At 73.5% G+C, this 20831-nt stretch carries 14 protein-coding genes; 7 read left to right on the top strand and 7 right to left on the bottom strand.

The genetic code is table 11. The annotated features are described in order from the left end of the window. The first annotated feature begins 77 nt into the window (after window positions 1-77). From ACFY2K_RS03525 to ACFY2K_RS03500, 6 genes are all read left to right on the top strand, one after another. The gene (locus tag ACFY2K_RS03525; protein WP_375891707.1) at window positions 78-503 is read left to right on the top strand and encodes a DUF742 domain-containing protein; all 426 of its coding nucleotides are present in this window, start codon (window positions 78-80) and stop codon (window positions 501-503) included. Further along, the gene (locus ACFY2K_RS03520) at window positions 484-1068 is read left to right on the top strand and encodes an ATP/GTP-binding protein (protein WP_380525284.1); all 585 of its coding nucleotides are present in this window, start codon (window positions 484-486) and stop codon (window positions 1066-1068) included. Before ACFY2K_RS03525 ends, ACFY2K_RS03520 begins: the two co-directional genes overlap by 20 nt. Before the next feature lie 436 nt (window positions 1069-1504). Then, entirely contained in the window at window positions 1505-4855 is a 3351-nt protein-coding gene (locus ACFY2K_RS03515) for a nitrate- and nitrite sensing domain-containing protein (protein ID WP_387709398.1), read from the top strand. 10 nt (window positions 4856-4865) lie between these two features. After that, on the top strand, window positions 4866-5279 hold the full coding sequence (locus tag ACFY2K_RS03510; RefSeq protein ID WP_097236138.1) for a roadblock/LC7 domain-containing protein: 414 nt from the start codon (window positions 4866-4868) through the stop codon (window positions 5277-5279). A gap of 161 nt (window positions 5280-5440) precedes the next feature. Beyond that, window positions 5441-6097: a DUF742 domain-containing protein gene (locus ACFY2K_RS03505; RefSeq protein ID WP_380525286.1), complete on the top strand. Its 657-nt coding sequence runs from the start codon at window positions 5441-5443 to the stop codon at window positions 6095-6097. Continuing rightward, on the top strand, window positions 6078-6662 hold the full coding sequence (locus ACFY2K_RS03500) for an ATP/GTP-binding protein (RefSeq protein ID WP_380409465.1): 585 nt from the start codon (window positions 6078-6080) through the stop codon (window positions 6660-6662). The genes ACFY2K_RS03505 and ACFY2K_RS03500 overlap by 20 nt, the downstream gene beginning before the upstream one ends. 121 nt (window positions 6663-6783) lie before the next feature. On the opposite strand, the gene cimA is transcribed toward ACFY2K_RS03500, so the two are convergent. From cimA to ACFY2K_RS03485, 3 genes are all read right to left on the bottom strand, one after another. Then, window positions 6784-8406, bottom strand: a complete 1623-nt coding sequence (cimA, locus tag ACFY2K_RS03495) for a citramalate synthase (RefSeq protein WP_375897205.1) — start codon at window positions 8404-8406, stop codon at window positions 6784-6786. A gap of 361 nt (window positions 8407-8767) precedes the next feature. Then, window positions 8768-9880, bottom strand: a complete 1113-nt coding sequence (locus ACFY2K_RS03490; RefSeq protein WP_375897203.1) for a branched-chain amino acid aminotransferase — start codon at window positions 9878-9880, stop codon at window positions 8768-8770. A 214-nt stretch (window positions 9881-10094) separates the two neighbouring features. Next, entirely contained in the window at window positions 10095-11132 is a 1038-nt protein-coding gene (locus ACFY2K_RS03485) for a 3-isopropylmalate dehydrogenase (RefSeq protein ID WP_375897202.1), read from the bottom strand. Window positions 11133-11317: 185 nt separating this feature from the next. On the opposite strand from ACFY2K_RS03485, the gene ACFY2K_RS03480 reads away from it, so the two are divergent. Further along, a complete protein-coding gene (locus ACFY2K_RS03480; protein WP_387709395.1) occupies window positions 11318-13792 on the top strand; it encodes a YfhO family protein in 2475 nt (824 codons plus the stop codon). A gap of 83 nt (window positions 13793-13875) precedes the next feature. Here the strand turns inward: ACFY2K_RS03480 and ACFY2K_RS03475 are convergent, their stop codons facing one another. From ACFY2K_RS03475 to ilvC, 4 genes are all read right to left on the bottom strand, one after another. Continuing rightward, entirely contained in the window at window positions 13876-17226 is a 3351-nt protein-coding gene (locus tag ACFY2K_RS03475) for a S8 family serine peptidase (protein WP_380532375.1), read from the bottom strand. Between the two features lie 260 nt (window positions 17227-17486). Continuing rightward, a complete protein-coding gene (locus ACFY2K_RS03470) occupies window positions 17487-17648 on the bottom strand; it encodes a hypothetical protein (RefSeq protein ID WP_380532377.1) in 162 nt (53 codons plus the stop codon). Between the two features lie 290 nt (window positions 17649-17938). Then, complete coding sequence (serA, locus tag ACFY2K_RS03465) at window positions 17939-19525, bottom strand: phosphoglycerate dehydrogenase (protein ID WP_375891560.1); 1587 nt, start codon at window positions 19523-19525, stop codon at window positions 17939-17941. Window positions 19526-19758: 233 nt separating this feature from the next. Then, window positions 19759-20757, bottom strand: a complete 999-nt coding sequence (gene ilvC / locus ACFY2K_RS03460) for a ketol-acid reductoisomerase (RefSeq protein ID WP_375891552.1) — start codon at window positions 20755-20757, stop codon at window positions 19759-19761. Window positions 20758-20831: the final 74 nt, after the last annotated feature.

The raw sequence follows: 20831 nt of genomic DNA, 5'->3' as shown, positions 1-20831 counted from the left end.
CAGGCAGCTGATCCCGCCTCAGCTGGCACCGCCCCAGCTGGAACCGGCTGCCCAAGGCCGCAGCACAAGGAGGACCCATGACCCCGCCCTCGACACCCGCCGGCTCGTACGGCAACGGGTACGGCAGCGGCTACGGCGGGCAGCAGTCCGACGGCTACGAGCAGCAGCCGCTGGTCCGCCCCTACGCGATGACCGGCGGCCGGACCCGCCCCCGCTACCAGCTCGCGATCGAGGCCCTGATCTCGACCACGGGCTCGGCCGAGCGCACCACCGGGCTGCTGCCCGAGCACGCCCGGATCGTCGGTCTCTGCCGCGAGGTCAAGTCCATCGCGGAGATCTCCGCACTGGCCGGCGTTCCGCTCGGTGTGGCCCGGATCCTCGTGGCCGACCTGGCCGAGGCCGGTCTCGTCGCCATCCACCAGCCCGCCGCCGCGGGCGAGTCGGGCGGAACGCCCGATGTCACGCTGCTCGAAAGGGTCCTCAGTGGACTTCGCAAGCTCTAACGCGGCCGCCGCCACCCGCGCCACCACCTCCGCGAAGATCGTCATCGCCGGCGGCTTCGGCGTCGGCAAGACCACGCTCGTCGGCGCCGTCTCCGAGATCAACCCCCTGCGCACCGAAGCCGTCATGACCTCGGCCTCCGCCGGCATCGACGACATCAGCCACGTCTCCGGCAAGACGACCACCACCGTCGCCATGGACTTCGGCCGCATCACCCTCGACGAAGACCTCATCCTCTACCTCTTCGGCACCCCCGGACAGGACCGCTTCTGGTTCATGTGGGACGACCTCGTCCGAGGCGCCATCGGAGCCGTCGTCCTCGTCGACACCCGCCGCCTCGCCGACTGCTTCCCCGCCCTCGACTACTTCGAGAACAGCGGCCTGCCCTTCGTCGTCGCCCTCAACGGCTTCGACGGCCACCAGCCCCACACCGGCGACGAAGTCCGCGAAGCCCTCCAACTCGGCCCCGACACCCCCGTCGTCACCCTCGACGCCCGCCGACGCGACAGCGCCAAGAGCGCCCTCATCACCCTCGTCGAACACGCCCTCCTCGCCCGACTCCGCTGACGAGCCGGGCACACGGGCACCGGTGGGCGCGCGAGCACCCGCGGGAACCGAGCGGCCCCGGCGAACCGTCACACTGACGGGTCGCCGGGGCGGCGGTGCTTTACCGGCCGGTGTCCTCCCGGGGCCGCGCGCAAGACCCGTGTATAAGCAGCGGATAACAGTTCGGTAGGCATTTTGTGATCAACAATGACGCAGCGTGGCGAATCAGCGTCACTCAGCGCCAGATCACCACGGTTTTGCTCCGTCATGTCGTTGATTGTCCGTATTGTTCCGACGCGGGTGCCTTGCGACGGCTGTTTGTCCCCCATCCCTGCACGTGCTGAAATTCCAGCTACCCCTGAACATCCCGCTCCGGCCGTCCGGCGGCGGGCCAGGGCCCCGGGGGTAGCGCTGGATTGATCCATGGCCGGCAAGTCGGCCGAGAGGTAGTAGTCGAGTGAGGCGTAAGCAGCAACCCGCCCCGCAGCGGCGCTCCGAGCCCCGCCAGAGCGCGCCGAACGGCGGCGCCGCGGAACCGGCCGGATTCTCCGCGTTCACTCCCACCGAGGAGCGTCCCCAGACCACCCCGGCCCCCAAGCCCCCGACGGCCTCCACGGAGCCGCGCACGGGTGCGGCGGGTCAGTCCGGCGAAGGCGGGCCGTCCAGCCGGTACGACTTCCTCCGTCCGCGCAACTGGCGCGTGCCGACCCGACTGATCGCGATCCTGCTGATCCCCGTGATCATCAGTCTCGTCTTCGGCGGTCTGCGAGTGAACACCTCGGTCGACGGCTACATCAAGGCCTCCAAGGCCGAGAAGACCGCCGAGCTCGCCAAGGCGGCGACCGAACTCGCCGAGGCGCTCGAGAACGAGCGCGACAAGACCCTGATACCCCTGCTCACCGGGCAGGACCCGAACAACGAGGTCGCCAAGCGCCGCGCCGACACCGACGCCGCGCTCAAGGCCTACAACGCCGCGTACGACGCCTCCGACAAGTCCGGCGAGCTCCCGCGCCGCCACGAGGCCTTCCAGACCCTCGTGGTCGACCTCCCGCACCTGCGGCAGGTCGCGTACGGCAGGGAGCTGTTCGCCAGCGCCACCGCGAGCGCCTACTCGGCGATGTTCGCGCCGCTGCTGGCCTACGACAACTCGGTCGGCAACGGCTCCGCCAACGCCACCAGCAAGGGCCGCGCGATCTACGCGATGTCGCTGGCCAAGGCCTCCGCCTCGACCCAGCGCTCGCTGATGCTGAGCCTGCTGGTCGGTGCCTCGCAGGGCGTGACCACGCGCTACGAGAACCAGGACATGACCCAGCAGATCCTGGTCGCGGAGAAGCTGGAACAGGTCTCGCTCTCCGAGTTCAACACCGGTGCCGCCCCCGAGGACGCCCGCAAGTACGCGGACGCCCAGGTCGCCCTGGCCACCGCCCAGGACCGCTCGGCGTACAAGATGCCGAACGGCACCGCGCCCACCATGGGGGGCCTGCTGGCGCTGGCCGCCAACTACGCCGAGGCCGCCGCCATCGGCCAGCAGAAGGGCAAGGCCGCCGCCGACGCCGCGTACGCCGAGGCCAAGAACTCCGGTCTGACCCCGGACAACTGGAACCAGGCCGCCGGAACCCACATCCAGGCCCTGCGGAACACCGAAGTCGCGCTGCTGGACGCCGTCCTCACCGACTCCCGCAACCTCAAGGACAACGCGCTCTACGACGCCATCCTCAACACGGTCATCGTCGTCGCCGCACTGATCCTGGCCGGCCTGCTCACCGGCTACGTCGCCCGCTCGATGATCCTCGGCATGCGCACCCTGCGCAGCGCCGCCCTGGAGATCGCCGACCACCGCCTGCCGGACCTGGTCGAGAAGCTCTCCAAGACCGACCCGGACCGGGTCGACACCTCGGTGAGCGCGATCCCGCTGCACGGCAAGGACGAGATCGGCGAAGTCGCCCGGGCCTTCGACCAGGTCCACCAGCAGGCCGTGGCGCTCGCCGCCGAGCAGGCCCTGCTGCGAGGGAACGTCAACGCGATCTTCACCAACCTGTCGCGCCGCAGCCAGGGCCTGATCCAGCGCCAGCTGGCACTGATCACCGACCTGGAGAACAACGAGGCCGACCCGGACCAGCTGGAGAACCTCTTCAAGCTGGACCACCTCGCGACCCGTATGCGCCGCAACGGTGAGAACCTCCTCGTCCTCGCCGGCGAGGAGGCCGGCCGCCGCTGGAACACCCCGGTCCCGCTGGTCGACGTGCTGCGCGCCGCCGCCTCCGAGGTGGAGCAGTACGAGCGCGTCGAGCTGTCCGGCATCCCCGAGGTCGAGGTCGTCGGCGCCGCCGTGACCGACCTCGTCCACCTGCTCGCCGAGCTGCTGGAGAACGCCACCTCGTTCTCCAGCCCGCAGACCCGGGTGCTGGTCAACGCGACCCGCCTGCCGGACGGCCGGGTGCTGGTCGAGATCCACGACAAGGGCATCGGCCTCACCGCCGACGACTTCGCGGAGATCAACGAGAAGCTGGCCGAGCCGCCCACGGTCGACGCCACCATCTCCCGCCGCATGGGCCTCTTCGTGGTCGGCCGGCTCTCCCAGCGGCACGACGTCCGCGTCCAGCTCCGCCCGTCCGGCGAGTCCGCCGGCACCACCTCGCTCGTCATGCTCCCGCCGTTCGTCACCAAGTCCGCGATGGCGCCGGAGCCGGAGGAGCAGTTCACCGTCTCCCGGATCTTCGCCGACCAGGAGCCGACCGCCGAGTGGGCCCCGGACAACGGCGGCCGCAGCGCCGCCGAGCTCGGCTTCGACGACCACCTCACCGGCATCGGCAACGCCGGCTCCTCCGGGTTCAGCCCGGCCCTGGAGGCCGTCCAGCGCTCGCAGCGCCTCGACCAGGTCCGCCGCGCGGCCCTGGAGGGCGGCCCGCAGGAGCAGGTGCTGGACGCCGAGGTCGAGGAGGACTACCAGCAGGGCTACGACCAGTACGCCCCGCAGCAGGGCTACCAGCAGGGCGGCTACGCCGACGAGCAGTACGGCTACGACCAGAACAGCTACCAGCAGGACGAGTACGCCCAGGACGGCTACGGCCAGTACCCGCAGCAGGGCTACCAGCAGGACGGCTACGCCGACGACCGCTACGGCTACGACCAGAACAGCTACCAGCAGGACGAGTACGCCCAGGACGGCTACGGCCACCAGGCCGTGGAGGCCCCCGCGGGCCACCCGTACACCCCGGAGCCGCCCGCCCTGCCCACCGCCGAGCCCGCGCCGGCCCCCGCCGCCACCCTGCCGTCCGGGCTGCCCCAGCGCCGCCCCGGCCAGCAGCTGGCGGGCGGCGGCCCGGGCAGCGCCCCGGTCGGTCTGACCCCGTCCGGGGACACCCCGAACTGGTTCGCCGGCGCCAAGGACACCTCGGCGCCCGTCGAGTCCCGCGGCCACGACGTGTCCGCACTGGGCGGCTACGGCCCGACCGGCCCGACCGCCTCCCCCTGGCAGTCGCCGAACGACGGTGACTGGCAGCGGGCCGAGCAGCTGCGCGAGCCCTCGTCCGCCGGCACCACCGGGGCCGGACTGCCCCGGCGCGTGCCCAAGCAGAACCTGGTGCCCGGCAACGCCAAGCCGACCCCGCAGGAAGGGCCGCAGGTCTCCCGCAGCCCCGAGGAGGTCCGTGGCCGCCTCACCAACCTGCGCCGCGGCGTCGAGCAGGGCCGCAGCGCCGGCAACACCGGAAGCTTCCGGATCGACCCCGATCAGGTAGACCAGTCCGGCAACGGACAGAACCGGAGCACCGATCTCTTCGGCGGCTCGAACCACCAGGAGCGTTGAGTTGACTCAGATGAGCCAGGCCGCACAGAACCTGAACTGGCTGATCACCAATTTCGTGGACAACACCCCCGGGGTGTCCCACACCGTGGTGGTCTCGGCGGACGGCCTCCTGCTGTGCATGTCGGAGGGCTTCCCGCGCGACCGCGCCGACCAGCTCGCCGCCGTCGCCTCCGGCCTCACCTCCCTCACCTCCGGCGCCAGCCGGATCTTCGAAGGCGGCGAGGTCAACCAGACCGTCGTCGAGATGGAGCGCGGCTTCCTGTTCCTGATGGCCATCAGCGACGGCTCCGCCCTCGCGGTGCTCGCCTCCCCCGACTCCGACATCGGTCTGGTCGGGTACGAGATGGCCCTGCTCGTCGACCGGGCCGGCGCCGTCCTCACCCCCGCGCTCCGCGCAGAACTCCAGGGCAGTCTCCTGCACTGACGGTTCGTCGGATACCGTCCAGGTATTCGAAGTACCTCCGCGTCCTTCCCGGGCCCGCTTCGGCGGGCTCGGGTTCGGACGTTGTACGGCCTTCGCACCACCGGCTCCGGACTCGTACCGAAGCCCGCACCGCACCGCCGCACCTTGTGAGGAGAGGAACCGTGACACCGCCCGACGACCGCAGCGGCCAGTACGGCGTTCCGTACCCTGGCACGGGCCACGACGCCTTCGGAGCACCCGGCGCCGGCCACGGTCAGCAGTACGGTCGGCACCAGTACGGGCAGCCCCAGCAGCACCCGTACGCCCGGCCCGAGGAGCAGTACGGGCAGTACGACCCGTACGCCCGGCCGCAGCCCGCCTTCGACACCCCGCCGCCCGGCCACCCGACGCCGCCCGGCCAGGTGCCCGCCCAGGCCCCCGGCCACCGGCCGGCCCAGGAGCCCGGGTACGTCGAGGAGTTCGAGGACGAGCAGGACTCCGGCCCGCTGATCCGACCGTTCGCCATGACCGGTGGTCGCACCCGGCCCCGCTACGAACTCGCGCTGGAGGCCCTGGTCTCCGCCGACGTCGATCCGCAGCGCCTGTCCACCCTCCTCCCCGAGCACCAGCGGATCTGCACGCTGTGCACGGAGGTCAAGTCCGTCGCCGAGGTCTCGGCGCTGCTCTCACTTCCCCTGGGAGTCGCCCGGATCCTCGTGGCCGACCTGGCCGAGGCCGGCCTCGTCGCCATCCACCAGCCCGCTTCCGGGGGCGAATCCGGAAACCAGCCCGACGTCACGCTGCTCGAAAGGGTCCTCAGTGGACTTCGCAAGCTCTAACGCGGCCGCCCCCACCCGCGCCACCACCTCCGCGAAGATCGTCATCGCCGGCGGCTTCGGCGTCGGCAAGACCACGCTCGTCGGCGCCGTCTCCGAGATCAACCCCCTGCGCACCGAAGCCGTCATGACCTCGGCCTCCGCCGGCATCGACGACATCAGCCACGTCTCCGGCAAGACGACCACCACCGTCGCCATGGACTTCGGCCGCATCACCCTCGACGAAGACCTCATCCTCTACCTCTTCGGCACCCCCGGACAGGACCGCTTCTGGTTCATGTGGGACGACCTCGTCCGAGGCGCCATCGGAGCCGTCGTCCTCGTCGACACCCGCCGCCTCGCCGACTGCTTCCCCGCCCTCGACTACTTCGAGAACAGCGGCCTGCCCTTCGTCGTCGCCCTCAACGGCTTCGACGGCCACCAGCCCCACACCGGCGACGAAGTCCGCGAAGCCCTCCAACTCGGCCCCGACACCCCCGTCATCACGCTCGACGCCCGCCGACGCGACAGCGCCAAGAGCGCCCTCATCACCCTCGTCGAACACGCCCTCCTCGCCCGACTCCGCTGACGGGCCGGGGACTTCGCGACGGCCGGGGCCCACGGCCCGGGCCCCGCGGCAGCAGGACCTCGCGACGGCGGCCCGCCGGACCCGCTCCGGGTCCGGCGGGCCGCCGTCGGGCCGGGAGCGGTCAGGCGGACGGCTCGGAGCGCTCCTCCGGCTCCAGCCCGGCCCGGATCAGGCCGTAGGTGTACGCGTCCTCCAGGGCCAGCCAGGAGGCGGCGACCACGTTGTCGGCCACACCGACCGTGGACCAGCTCGCGGTGCCGTCGGTGGACTCGATCAGCACCCGGGTCTTGGAGCCGGTGCCGTGCTGGCCCTCCAGGATGCGGACCTTGTAGTCCACCAACTCGAAGGTGGCCAGCGGCGGGTAGGTGCCCTCCAGGGCCGTCCGCAGCGCCTGGTCCAGCGCGTTGACCGGACCGTTGCCCTCGCCGACGGCGATCCGGCGCTCGCCCTTGGCCCACAGCTTCACCGTGGCCTCGTTGCCGGAGACCCCGCCCGGGCCCTGCTCGCTGATGGTCCGCCAGGACTCCAGGCGGTAGAAGCGGTCCCGGCTGCCGCGCACCTCGTCGCGCAGCAGCAGCTCGAAGGAGGCGTCGGCGGACTCGTAGGTGTAGCCGAGGTTCTCCTGCTCCTTCACCTTGGCCACCACCCGGCCGGCCAGGTCGCGGTCGGTGGAGAGGTCGTAGCCCAGCTCCTTGCCCTTGAGCTCCACCGAGGCCCGGCCGGCCATGTCGGAGACCAGCATCCGCATGGTGTTGCCGACCAGTTCGGGGTCGGTGTGCTGGTACAGGTCCGGGTCGACCTTGATCGCCGAGGCGTGCAGGCCGGCCTTGTGGGCGAAGGCCGAGAAGCCGACGTACGGCTGGTGGGTGGACGGGGCCAGGTTGACCAGCTCGGCGATCGCGTGCGAGATCCGGGTCATCTCGGCCAGCCGGCCCTCGGGCAGCACCCGGCGGTCGTACTTCAACTCCAGCGCGCCGACCACCGGGAACAGGTTGGCGTTGCCGACCCGCTCGCCGTAGCCGTTCGCGGTGCACTGCACGTGGGTGGCGCCGGCGTCCACCGCGGCCAGGGTGTTGGCCACCGCGCAGCCGGTGTCGTCCTGGGCGTGCATGCCGACCCGGGCGCCGGTCGCGGCGATCACGTCCGCGACGGTGTCCCGGACGCCGGCCGGCAGCATCCCGCCGTTGGTGTCGCACAGCACCACCACGTCCGCGCCGGCCCGGTGCGCGGTGCGCACCACGGCCAGGGCGTACTCGCGGTTGGCCCGGTAGCCGTCGAAGAAGTGCTCGCAGTCGAGGAAGACCCGGCGGCCCTGGCCGCGGAGGAACTCGACGCTGTCCCGGATCATCTCCAGGTTCTCGTCCAGCGTGGTGCGCAGCGCCAGCTCGACGTGCCGGTCGTGGGCCTTGGCCACCAGGGTGACCACCGGCGCGCCGGAGGCGACCAGCGCGGCCAGCTGCGGGTCCTCGGCGGCCTTGCCGCCGGCCCGGCGGGTGGCGCCGAAGGCGACCAGCCGGGCGTGGCGCAGCTCCAGTTCGGCGGCGGCGCGGGCGAAGAACTCGGTGTCCCGGGGGTTGGCCCCGGGCCAGCCGCCCTCGATGAAGCCGACCCCGAACTCGTCCAGGTGCCGGGCGATGGCCAGCTTGTCCGCCACCGTCAGGTTGATGCCCTCGCGCTGTGCGCCGTCGCGCAGGGTGGTGTCGAACACGTGGAAGCTGTCGTCGGTACGGCTGACCTCGGTCATGACCCCTGGTTCTCCGTTCGGGGAGGTTCGTACTGCTCTGCCGGATTCTCGTCCCGGCTCCACTGTCCAGGATCCCGCGCGCGGCCCCGGTGTCCCCGGGCCCCTTGTGGGGGCCGTCGGCCGGTCCGAGGAAACAAAAAGACCCCTCGCGGGTGCGAGAGGTCTGCGCGCGGGTCTGGACGCTCGTGGTCGCTCCGCATCGGGTCGTGCGGGAGCGGTCACTGCGGACCGGCGCGCCTGCTGCCAATAATCAGCGAAAGCGAGGACACGCCCGTAGCTTGGCACAGCCTCCGGGATCCGGCCCGCCCGTCTCGCGATGCGGAACGGGGCAGGCCGGAGGGGGTGCCCGGCGTCCGTGGGATCAGACGATCTTGTGCAGCCAACCGTGGGTGTCGGGGCGCTGGCCGCCCTGGATGGCCAGCAGGGCCTTGCGCAGCTCCATGGTGACCGGGCCGGGCTCGCCGGTGCCGACGGTCCAGTCGGCGGCCGCGGACTTCACCGAGCCGACCGGGGTGATGACGGCGGCGGTACCGCAGGCGAAGACCTCGGTGAGGGTGCCGTCGGCGTTCGCCTGCTGCCACTCGTCCGTGGAGATCTTCCGCTCCTCGACCGCGTAGCCCAGGTCGGCAGCGAGCTGGAGCAGCGAGTCGCGGGTGATGCCGGGCAGCAGGGCGCCGGACAGCTCCGGGGTGACGATCTTCGCGTCCGCGCCCTCGCCGAAGACGAAGTACAGGTTCATCCCGCCCATCTCCTCGACCCACCGGTGCTCGGCGGCGTCGAGCCAGACCACCTGGTCGCAGCCCTTCTCGGCGGCCTGGGCCTGGGCGACCAGCGAGGCCGCGTAGTTGCCCGCGCACTTGGCGGCGCCGGTGCCGCCGGGCGCGGCGCGGACGTACTCCTTGGAGAGCCAGACCGAGACCGGCTTGACGCCGCCCGGGAAGTAGGCGCCGGCCGGGGAGGCGATGATCATGAACAGGTAGGAGTTCGCCGGACGGACGCCCAGACCGACCTCGGTGGCGAACATGAACGGGCGCAGGTAGAGGCTCTGCTCCGGCTCGTTCGGGACCCAGGCCCGCTCCTGCTGGACCAGCAGCTCGACCGCCTCGACGAAGGCCTCCACCGGCAGCTCCGGCATCGCCAGACGGCGGGCCGAGGCCTGGAAGCGCAGGGCGTTGGCCTCGGGGCGGAAGGTCGCGATGGAGCCGTCGGCCTGGCGGTAGGCCTTGAGGCCCTCGAAGATCGCCTGGCCGTAGTGCAGGGTCATGTTCGCCGGGTCCATCTCCACCGGCGCGTACGGGACCAGCTGCGCGTCGTGCCAGCCACGGCCCTCGGTCCAGCTGACGGTGACCATGTGGTCGGTGAAGACGCGGCCGAAGCCAGGGTTGGTCAGCCGGGCCTGGCGCTCCGCTGCCGACAGCGGGTGGGCGGAGGGCTTGAGGTCGAACGTGATGGGCGCCTGGGTGGGCGTGCTCATGGCTGTTTCCTTCACCGTGGGGTTCGTTCGGGCCGCCACCGCCGAAGGAACGTTACGGCTCTCCAACGCCGGAACGAACGCACAACGGCACGGCCCACTGTCGATACTCGCATCCAGAGGGCCGTGCCGAACAGCTGCCCGCTCCTTGGGGAGCTGCAAGCTGCGGTTATGCGGAGCGGCCCGGCCGGCCGGATCCGCTCGGGTTCCGGCCGGCCTAGCCGGCTACTCGCTCGGCGAGCACGTCGCCGACCTCGGAGGTGGACCGGGCGCCCGAGCGCTCGGCGAGGTCCGCCGCGACGGCGGCCTCCACCCGGGCGGCCTCGGCGGCGAAGCCGAGGTGCTCCAGCAGCATGGCGACCGACAGCACGGTGGCGGTCGGGTCGGCCTTGCCCTGGCCGGCGATGTCCGGCGCCGAGCCGTGCACCGGCTCGAACATGGACGGGAACTCGCCGCTCGGGTTGATGTTGCCGCTCGCGGCCAGGCCGATGCCGCCGGTGACGGCCGCGGCCAGGTCGGTCAGGATGTCGCCGAACAGGTTGTCGGTGACGATGACGTCGAAGCGCTCCGGCTGGGTCACGAAGAAGATGGTGGCCGCGTCGACGTGCAGGTAGTCGGTGGTGACCTCGGGGAACTCCGCGCCGACCTCGGCGAAGATCCGGGTCCACAGGTGCCCGGCGTGCACCAGCACGTTGTTCTTGTGCACCAGGGTGAGCTTCTTGCGCGGCCGCGCCTGGGCCCGGCGGTAGGCGTCGCGCACCACGCGCTCGATGCCGTACGCGGTGTTCAGGCTGACCTCGGTGGCCACCTCGTGCGGGGTGCCGGTGCGCAGCGAGCCGCCGTTGCCGACGTACGGGCCCTCGGTGCCCTCGCGGACGACCACGAAGTCGATCGCCGGCTGACCGGCCAGCGGGGAGGCGACCCCGGGGAAGAGCCGGCCCGGCCGCAGGTTGATGTGGTGGTCGAAGGCGAACCGCAGCTTGAGCAGCAGCCCCCGCTCCAGCACCCCGGACGGGACGCTCGGGTCCCCGATGGCGCCGAGCAGGATCGCGTCGAAGGCCTTGAGCTCGGCCAGCACGTCGTCCGGCAGCGTCTCCCCGGTCCGGTGGTAGCGCCGGGCCCCGAGGTCGTACTCGGTGGTCTCCAGCTTCACGTCGGCGGGGAGCACGGCGCCGAGGACCTTGAGGCCTTCGGCCACCACCTCCTGGCCGATGCCGTCACCCGGGACAACTGCGAGACGAATGGTGCGAGACATGCTCGGACCCTACTCCGCCGTCCCAGGGGCTGACACCTCACGTCCAGCATTCGGACTCGTGCGGAGGATCCCGGGGCTTCCCGACGGCGCGTCACCCCTTTGAGGGGGCGCGGGTGGCGGGAGGTGCGCCGGGGGCGCGCTTAGGGTGGCGGGGTCCGGGATTCCTGGCAGAACGGGGCGCGTGGGTGAAGGCCGAACGGCGGCGGGAGGTGCTGGTCTGCGGGGCCGCGGCCGGGCTGGCGACGGGCGCTTTCGCGCTGGCGGCGGCGGTGCGCGGGCGGTGGCCGGGCGGGGCCGACGCGATCGCCGTGCCGTACCACGCGCACCTGTGGGACCTGCTGCACGGGCAGGCCACCGGGGACCTGCTGTTCAACTGGAACAGCGGCTACGGCGTCCCGTTCCTGGCGGACTTCTTCGCCTACCTGATGAACCCGTTCTCCTGGCCGACCGCGCTCCTCCCCCGCGACCAGGGGCACCTCGCCGTCTTCCTGGTCGCCCTGGCCACCATCGGCCTCGGCACCGCCCTGATGGCCCACCTGCTCGGCCGGCTGCACCCCGGCCCCCGGTGGCTGCGGGTGTTCGCCGCCGTCGGGTACGGGCTCTGCGCCTGGGTGCTGGACATCGGCGGCGGGGCGCCGATGTGGCTGTGGGGCCTGGTCTCGCTGCCGCTGCTCGGCCTGGTCGGGGACTGGTGCCTGCACGAGCGCCGCTGGGTGGCCGGCGCGCTGTGCGTGGCGCTCGCCTGGGCGGGCAACCTCTACACCGCGGCGCTGGCCACCCTGATCGCCGGACTCCTGTTCGCCGTACGGCTGTTCGCCACCCCGCGCCCGTTCCGGCACCGGGTCCGGGCGACCGGGCGGGCGGTCACCCTGACCACCGCCGGGGTGCTGCTCGCCGCCCCCGTGCTGTTCGTCGCCGTGCGGGCCGCGCGCGGCGCCCAGCCGGAGTCCCCGGTGCAGCCGCTCGGCCCGTCCGGACTGGACGGGCACCTCGCCCAGCTGCTGCCCGCCATCACCGGCGGGCGGCCGCTTCCGGACGTGGCGATCGGGGTGCTCGGCCTGCTGCTGGTGTGCGGGCTGCCGTTCAACCGCCGGGTGCGGGTCCGCGAGCGGGCGGTCTGGTGCGCGGCGCTGCTGCTGGTGGTGCTGAGCTTCGTCTGGACCCCGACGGTGCTGGTCTGGCACGGCCTGGCGATCCCGGCCGGCGGGCCGTACCGGGTCTCCTTCGTGCTCAGCGGCCTGCTGGTGCTGGCCGGTTGGGTGTCGCTCGCGCACCGGCCGGACCGGGTGACCCTGCTGGGCGGCGCCGCGCTGACCGCGACGATCGCCGCGCTGGCGGCGGCCCGGGGCTCGGTGCACGCCTCCACCTGGGTGCTGCTGGGGGTCGGCGGCGCCGTCCTGCTGGCCGCGCTCGCGGCGCTGGACCGCCGGCACACCGACCGCCGGGTGACCGCGCTGGCCACCTGGGTGATCGGCGGCGCGGTGCTCGGCAACGCCGTCTGGTCCGGGTACGCGGCGCTCGGCGCGGCCCCCGACGACGGCGTCTCCCCCGCCGCCGTCCGGGCCGGGCACGCCGCGGTGCGGGCCGGCGCCGACTGGCCGGACCTGCGCAGCGACCCCGGCCCGCACGCCTTCACCCCCAACGACCCGCTGCTGCTGAACGGCCAGGGCGGCGGCTACTCCAGCGGCTACCTGCCGACCGTCGCCGCCCTGCTGCTGCACGACCTCGGCGCGGGCTGGACGGCCGGCGGGCGGCAGACCGGGGGCGTCACCGACCCGGTCGGCCAGGCGCTGTTCGGGGTCGGCGCCCACCTGGACGACGCACCGCGGCCCCCGGGCTTCACCGCCGTCCGGGCCCCCGCGCCGCCCCTGGTGACCGTGCTGCCGCCGGGCGCCCGGACGGCCACCTCCTCGGTCTGGTCCCGCCAGGAGTCGCTGCTCGGCAGCCAGGTGTACGACGCCCCGCTGCCCGTCCCGGCCGGCGGCCCGGCGCCCACCCTGCACGGCACCAGCGGCTGGTCGGTGCCGGGCGGTGCGGAGGGCACGGTGTTCACGGCCGCCTGCACCCCGGGCTCGACGGCGTACGTCCACCCGCTCTGGTACCGCGGCACGGTCAGCGGCCTGGGCACCGACTTCCGCAGCGACGGCGAGCAGCCCACCACGGCCGTGCCCGTGCACCGGCTGGGGACCGTCCCGGCCGACGGCACGGTCCGGGTGACCCTGCGCTCGGACGTGGTCAGCCAGGTCCCCGCCCGCCCGATCGGCTGCCTGCGGGCCGACGCCCTGGCGGCCGCCGTCACCCGGCTCACCGCCGCCGGCGCCACCCGGGTCGAGGCCGGCGGCCACACCCTGACCGCCGCCCTGCCGGCCGGCTCCACCGGCACCGCGCTGTTCTCCGTCCCCGCCACCGAGGGCTGGACCTGCGCCGTCGACGGCGGCGCCCACGTGGTGCCCACCCCGGTCCTCGGCATGATCGGCGTCCCGCTCGGCGGCGGCGCCGGCCGGGTCTCCTGCGCGTTCCGCCCGCCCGGCCTCACCGAGGGCCTCACCGTCGCCTCCGGCACCGCCGCCGTGTTCGTCCTGGTCGCGGTCTTCGCCCGGCTCTCCCGCCGCCCCACCCGCGTCCCGCGCCGCGAACGCCGACTGGCCGCACGGGACTGAGCGGACGACGCCAGGGGCGGACAGGGGCGAGGGGCGGCCCGCCGGGGGTTCCGGCGGGCCGCCCCTCGGGCCCTGACGTCAGGTCACGGCAGGTCGAGCACCTGGGCCCGGCGGTCCGCCGGGTTGAGGTGGTAGAGCAGCAGGAGCCGGGAGCCGTCGCCGGGCGCGCGGTGCACGTCGAGGAAGGTGCCGGGGCCCGCCGGGGTGACCATCGCGACCGGACCGGCGAGGCCGGACCGCACGGTGAGGGCCGGGTGCAGGACGTCCAGCGGGACGGTCGGACGGGTGCCGCGCAGGCCGATCGAGGAGAAGGAGTCGGCCGGGTCGGGCGTGCCGGAGGCGGCCACGCCGGTCCAGACCCCGTACCGGACGGTGCTGTGGCCGGGCCCGACGCCGGGCAGGGCGCCCAGCCGGACCGGGAGCACCACCACGTCGCTGTCCAGCAGCTCGGTGTCGGTGTCGCCCCAGCGGGCGTTCAGCGGCTGGACGTCGAGTTCGGCGCCGGTGCGGGCGTCCAGGGCCCGGGAGACCAGGACGTCGCTGCCGCGCAGCCGGTCGGCCTTGAGGATCACGTCGGTGACGCCGTCCCCGTCGGTGTCCAGCGACACCCGCACCCCGTACAGCCCGACCGGGGTGGCCGCGGGGGCCCACAGCCGGGCTCCCACGTACAGCAGGTCGGAGTCGGCGGCCGCGCCGACGGCCCGCAGGTCCGCGACCCGGTCGCCGGGGTGTTCGACGCAGAGTTCCTGGGGCGGCTCGGCCGACTCCCCGGCGTCCTCGGGCCGGACGCCCGCGCCGGGGCCGACGGCCTTGCCGTCGCCGGGTCGGCAGTCCGGCCAGCGGGCGCCCTCGCCGCCGAGGGCGAAGGCGCTGACCAGTCCGGGTGCCGCGCCCGGCGCGGCGCTGCCGCCGAGGGTGACCAGGGTGCCGTCCCGGGGGGTCCGGGCGGAGGCGGTGACGCCGAGGTCGCCGGTGGGGCGCGGGGCGGCGAACACCGGGACCCGCAGCTGCGGCAGGGCCCCGTCGGTGACCGGGCTGAGCAGCACGCGGCCGGACAGCTCGCCCCGGTAGCTGCGGGCCCGGCCGCCCTGCTCGGTGTCGATGGTCGGATCGGGCGTGCGCCCCAGCCGCCCCGGGACGGACAGCGTGACCCGCACCCGCGCGGTGCCGCCGGCCGGCACCTCCACCCGCGCCGGGCTCACCTCGAAGGCGGCGCCCGGCAGTTCGGTGGCGGCCGCGTAGCCGGTGCGGTAACTCAGCGGCGCGGAGGCGTGGTTGGCCAGCTCGATCTCGCGGACCAGGGCGGTCGGCCCGCCGACCTCGACCGGCCCGTAGGAGACCCCGACGCCGCCCGGCGCCGCGCCCTCCCCCGCCGCGTAGGCCACCACCGGGGTGCGGACCGCTCCGTCGACCCGGGCCCGCCCGGCGCCGGTGCGCTCGGGGCCGTAGACCGGCCCGCTGCGGTCGTCGCCCAGGTAGGTGTCCGTGCTGGTGTTCATCAGGGCGGCCTTGACCTGCTCGACCGGCCAGTCCGGGTGGGCGGCGCGGACCAGCGCGGCCAGTCCGGCGACGTGCGGGGTGGCCATCGAGGTGCCGTTCTCGCGCTGGCCGCCGGTGCCGCTGCCGACCAGGGCGGACCAGATGGTCTCCCCGGGGGCGGCGAGGTCGGGCTTGACCACGCCGGGCAGGCCGATGCCCCGGGAGGTGAAGTCGGTGAGGGTGTCGACCCGGGCCGGCTGGTTCCGCGCGACGGAGCCGTGCAGCGGATTGCCGGGCGCGGCGAGCCGGACCCGGACGTCGCCGTCGGCGGCGGCCTTCACCAGCCGTTCGCCGTCCGCGCGGCCGAGCAGGACGGCCGGGATCCGGTCGTTGCCGGAGATCTCGGCCAGGTGGTCGCTGTCCGCGGCGTAGAGCGCGCCGATCGCCCCGGCGTCGGCGGCGTGGTCGGCCCGCGGGCCGGAGTTGCAGGCCCGGTCGGGGTCGCGGGTGTTCCAGGTGAGCACCGCGATCCGGCCCTTGAGGCGCTGCTGGTCGGCCGCGCTGAACTCGGTGCAGCCGTCCGCCTGGTCGGCGGGCACGGCGAGCCCGCCGGTCACCTCGGTGGTGCTCCAGCCCTGGTAGCGCTCGCTCCAGTGGCCGGGGACGACCCCGGCCTGCGCGGTGGGGGCGAGCACGGTGATGCCGTCCACGTCGGCGTGCCCGTGCACGGAGGCGGCGACGGTGACCGCCCGCACGGCCGTGCCGGGGCTGCCGCCGATGCCGTACACGTCGCCCTCGTTGCCGGCCGCCGCGACCACCACGGTGCCCAGTTCGGCGAGCCGGTCGACGGCCAGCGCGTCGGCGTCGTCGGGGCTGCCGAAGCGGCTGCCGAGCGACAGGTTGACCACGTCGAGCCGGTCGCCGAGGTCGCCGTCGCCGTTCGGGTCGGCGGCCACGTCGAGGGCCTGGGCGAGCCGGTCGGTGGAGCCGTCGCAGCCGAACACCCGGATCGCGTAGAGCTGCGCGCCGGGGGCGGCGCCGGGGCCGATCCGGAACGAGGCCGGGTCGAGCCCGGGCCGGTACGGGCCGGCGTACGGGTGGCCGTCGGCGGTGACGCCGTACCCGGCGGCCGTCCCGGCGACGTGGGTGCCGTGCCCGTTGCGCACGCAGTCCAGCGGGTTGTCGCTGGGGTGCGGCACCGGCTGGTGGTTGGGGGCGGCCGGGTCGGGGTTGTAGTCGTCGCCGACCAGGTCCTTGCCGCCGACCACCTTGGCGTTGGGGAACAGCGCGGCCGGGGCGGGCTTGCCGCGCTCGACGGAGCGGAAGGCCTCCTCGGTGCCGGGGCCGCCGAAGTCGGCGTGGGTGTAGTCGATGCCGCTGTCGATGATGCCGATCCGTACGCCCCGGCCGGTGTTCCCGTCCGGCGCGGTGTCGCCCGACCAGACCTGGGGGGCTCCGGTCAGCGGGACGGAGTAGGCGTTGTCGCGCTGCTTGTTCACGATCGGGTGGACGGCCCGGACGCCGGGCAGCGCCCGCAGGGCGGGCAGCCGGTCGGCGGGGAGGCTGACCGCCAGGCCGGTGAGCAGGGTGCGGGTGCGGTAGAGCTCGCGGGCGGCGGGCGCCGACCGGTGGACGGCCCCGGCCAGCCGGTCGAGCGCGTCCCCGGCCCGGGAGCGCTGGGCGGCGCCCGCCCGGGCGGCCTCCCGGCGGACGGCGTCCGGCGAGCGCCGGGCCCGCCGGGCGCCGTCGGCGGCGCTGCGCCAGGCCGGTCCGGCCGCCTCGGTGTCGAGTTCGAGCAGGACGGAGGCCGTCCGGCCCGGTGGTCCTGCGCTGGGTGGCCCGGCGCTGGGCGGTCCGCCCGCGGCCGGGGTGGCGGCGAGCGCAGCTCCGGCGGCCAGCAGGACCAGGGTGAGGCCGATCCGGGCGACCGGTCGGCGGACGGGTGGCAGACGCACTGGTGGCTCTCCCCCGGGAGGGGGACTGATCCGCACGCCGTGTCGCAGACGCCCGCCCACGCGGACGTCGATCACCCTTCCGGGGGCCCCAAATTAGGATGATCGCGATGACGGGCGCGAGCGCCTTCCCTCGAACGGGTCCGGTTCGCACCCGATGGAGTGACGCAGCGTCAGCCCGGTCGGCTCAGTAGGCCGATCAACGCCGATCGGCGGTCCGGTCGGTGGCACCGACCGGCGGCACCGGCCGGCCGCGGCCGCGCTCAGCTGTGCCCGGTGGCGCCGCCGTTGTCCCGGCGGTCCAGCGAACGCTGCAGCGCGGCGGCGGCGAAGGGGTTCCGCTCGCTGGCCCGGCGGCGGCGCGGGGCGCGGACGGGGGTGGCGGCGGGGGCGGGGGTGGCGTGGCGGTCGGCGGTGGTGGGCATACCGGGCTCCTTGGAAGCGGCGCGCGGGCAAGCGCGGCAGGGGGTGGGAGAGGTACGCGCGGGGGCAGGGGTCGCCTGCCCGTGGGGGCGCACGCGCACACGGGCCGCACACCCTGGCTACAGGGGCGGCACACCGTATGGCCCTTCCACGGTACGACCCCGCCCCGGCCGTGTCTGCACGAATACTTGGATTTCCTAGTATCTGAGACGGCTGTCACCCGGGGGAACGCACCAGGGCCCGGACCGCCGATGGAACGGCGGTCCGGGCCCTGGTCAGACCGGTACGGGGGTCAGCCCAGGTCGACCGAGCGCGCGAAGCGGGCGCCGATCTCGGCGGCGATCGCCGTCAGCACGTCCTGCGGGATCTCGCTGTCCACGGTGATCGAGGCGAGCGCGCTGCCGCCGTCCCGGGCGACCTGCATGCCCGCGATGTTGATGCCCGCGTCACCGAGGTGGCGGCCGAGCACGCCGACCACGCCGGGGCGGTCCTCGTACTTGAAGAAGGCCATGTGGTCGGTGAGCGCCACGTCGACGTCGAAGGTGTCCACGCCGACGATCTTCTGGGCCTGCTTGGGGCCGGCCAGCGTGCCGGAGATGGCGATCTCCTCGCCGTTGCCGAGCGTGCCGCGCACGGTGATCACGTTGCGGTGCTCGGCGCTCTCGCTGGAGGTGGTCAGGCGGACCTCGACGCCGCGCTCCTGGGCGAACAGCGGGGCGTTGACGTAGGACACCGTCTCCGCCACGACGTCCTCGAACACGCCCTTGAGCGCGGACAGTTCGAGCACCTTCACGTCGTGCTGGGTGATCTCGCCGCGGACCTCGACGTCCAGCCGGACGGCCACCTCGCCGGCCAGCGCGGTGAAGATCCGGCCGAGCTTCTCGGCCAGCGGCAGGCCCGGGCGCACGTCCTCGGCGATCACGCCGCCCTGGACGTTGACGGCGTCCGGTACCAGCTCGCCGGCCAGCGCCAGGCGCACCGACCTGGCGACCGCGATGCCGGCCTTCTCCTGTGCCTCGTCGGTGGAGGCGCCCAGGTGCGGGGTGGCGACCACGTTGTCGAAGGCGAACAGCGGGGAGTCGGTGCACGGCTCCTTGGCGTAGACGTCCAGGCCCGCGCCGGCCACCCGGCCCTCGCGCAGGGCGGCGGCGAGCGCCTCCTCGTCCACGATGCCGCCGCGGGCGGCGTTGACGATGCGCACGCTCGGCTTGACCTTGTGCAGCGCCTCGTCGCCGATCAGGCCGATCGTCTCGGGGGTCTTGGGGAGGTGGACGGTGATGAAGTCCGAGACCTCCAGCAGCTCCTCCAGCGAGACCAGCTTGACGCCCATCTGGGCGGCCCGGGCGGCCTGGATGTAGGGGTCGTACGCGACGATCTTCATCCCGAACGCGGACATCCGCTGGGCGACCAGGACACCGATCCGGCCGAGGCCGACCACGCCGAGGGTCTTCTCGCTCAGCTCGACGCCGGTGTACTTGTTGCGCTTCCACTCGCCCTGCTTGAGCGCCGCGTTGGCCGGGGCGATGTTGCGGGCGACGGAGATCAGCAGGCCGCAGGCGAGCTCGGCGGCGGTGACGATGTTGGAGGTCGGCGCGTTCACGACCATCACGCCGGCCTTGGTGGCGGCGGCCACGTCCACGTTGTCCAGGCCGACGCCGGCCCGGGCGACCACCTTGAGCTTGCGGGCGACGGCCAGCGCCTCGGCGTCGACCTTGGTGGCGGAGCGGATCAGGATCGCGTCCACGTCGGCGATCGCGGTGAGCAGCTCGGTGCGGTCGGCGCCGTTGCAGTGGCGGATCTCGAAGTCGGGGCCGAGGGCGTCGACGGTGGCGGGCGACAGCTCTTCGGCGATCAGTACGACGGCGCTCTTGGAGGTCACAGTGCTCACGACAGTGTTGTCCTTAACTGTCCGGTTCCCCGGCGCACGTAGGTGGCGTGTGAGGGCGGGGAAGGTGGCATGGCCGCGTAGGTAGACGCACGACGCTGTGGGCCTGACGCGCACTCGGGAGTGTATCGACGGGCTGGGTACCAGGCTGCTCCCGTCCGGCGAAATCACCCGGACGAGAGCAGCCTACTTGTACAAGGAAGTTACAAAATACGGGACGAAAAGGCTCAGGCCTTCTCGTTGACCCAGCTCATCAGCGAGCGCAGCTTCTTGCCGGTGGTCTCCAGCAGGTGGTCCTCGTCGGCCTTCTTGTACTCGTTGTACTTGGGCAGACCCGCCTTGTACTCGGCGATCCAGGTCTTGGCGAAGGTGCCGTCCTGGATCTCGGCCAGGACCTTCTTCATCTCGGCCTTGGTGTCGGCGGTGATGATGCGCGGGCCGGTGACGTAGTCGCCCCACTCGGCGGTCTCGGAGACCGACCAGCGCATCTTCTCCAGGCCGCCCTCGTACATCAGGTCGACGATCAGCTTGAGCTCGTGCAGGCACTCGAAGTAGGCGATCTCCGGCTGGTAGCCGGCCTCGACCAGGGTCTCGAACCCGGCCTTCACCAGGGCTGCGGTGCCACCGCAGAGGACGGCCTGCTCACCGAACAGGTCGGTCTCGGTCTCCTCGGTGAAGGTGGTCTTGATGACGCCGGCCTTGGTGGCGCCCAGGCCCTTGGCGTAGGACAGCGCGAGGTCGAAGGCCTTGCCCGAGGCGTCCTGCTCGACCGCGACGATCGCGGGGACGCCGCGGCCCTCCTCGTACTGGCGGCGGACCAGGTGGCCCGGGCCCTTCGGGGCGACCATGCAGACGTCGACGTCCGCCGGGGGCTTGATGAAGCCGAAGCGGATGTTCAGGCCGTGCCCGAAGAACAGGGCGTCGCCCGCCTTCAGGTGCGGCGCGATGTCGGCCTCGTAGACGTCGGCCTGGATCGGGTCCGGCACCAGGATCATGATGACGTCGGCCTCGGCCGCGGCCTCGGCGGGGGTGACCACGCGCAGGCCGGCCTCCTCGGCCTTGGCACGGGACTTGGACTCCGGCTTGAGGCCGACCCGGACGTCGGCGCCGGAGTCGCGCAGGGACAGCGCGTGGGCGTGGCCCTGGCTGCCGTAGCCGATGACCGCGACCTTGCGGCCCTGGATGATGGACAGGTCGGCGTCGTCTTCGTAGAACAGCTCGGCCACGGGGGCACATCTCCTTGCGTGTTGGTGCCGGGTACGCGGTTTCCTACCGTATGCGCACCCGGCGCGGTGCGGTC

This window comes from Kitasatospora sp. NPDC001309, assembly GCF_042896295.1.
GTDB lineage: Bacteria > Actinomycetota > Actinomycetes > Streptomycetales > Streptomycetaceae > Kitasatospora.
The sequence above is the reverse complement of the archived record's forward strand: the minus strand, read 5'-3'. Positions and strand labels throughout refer to the sequence as shown.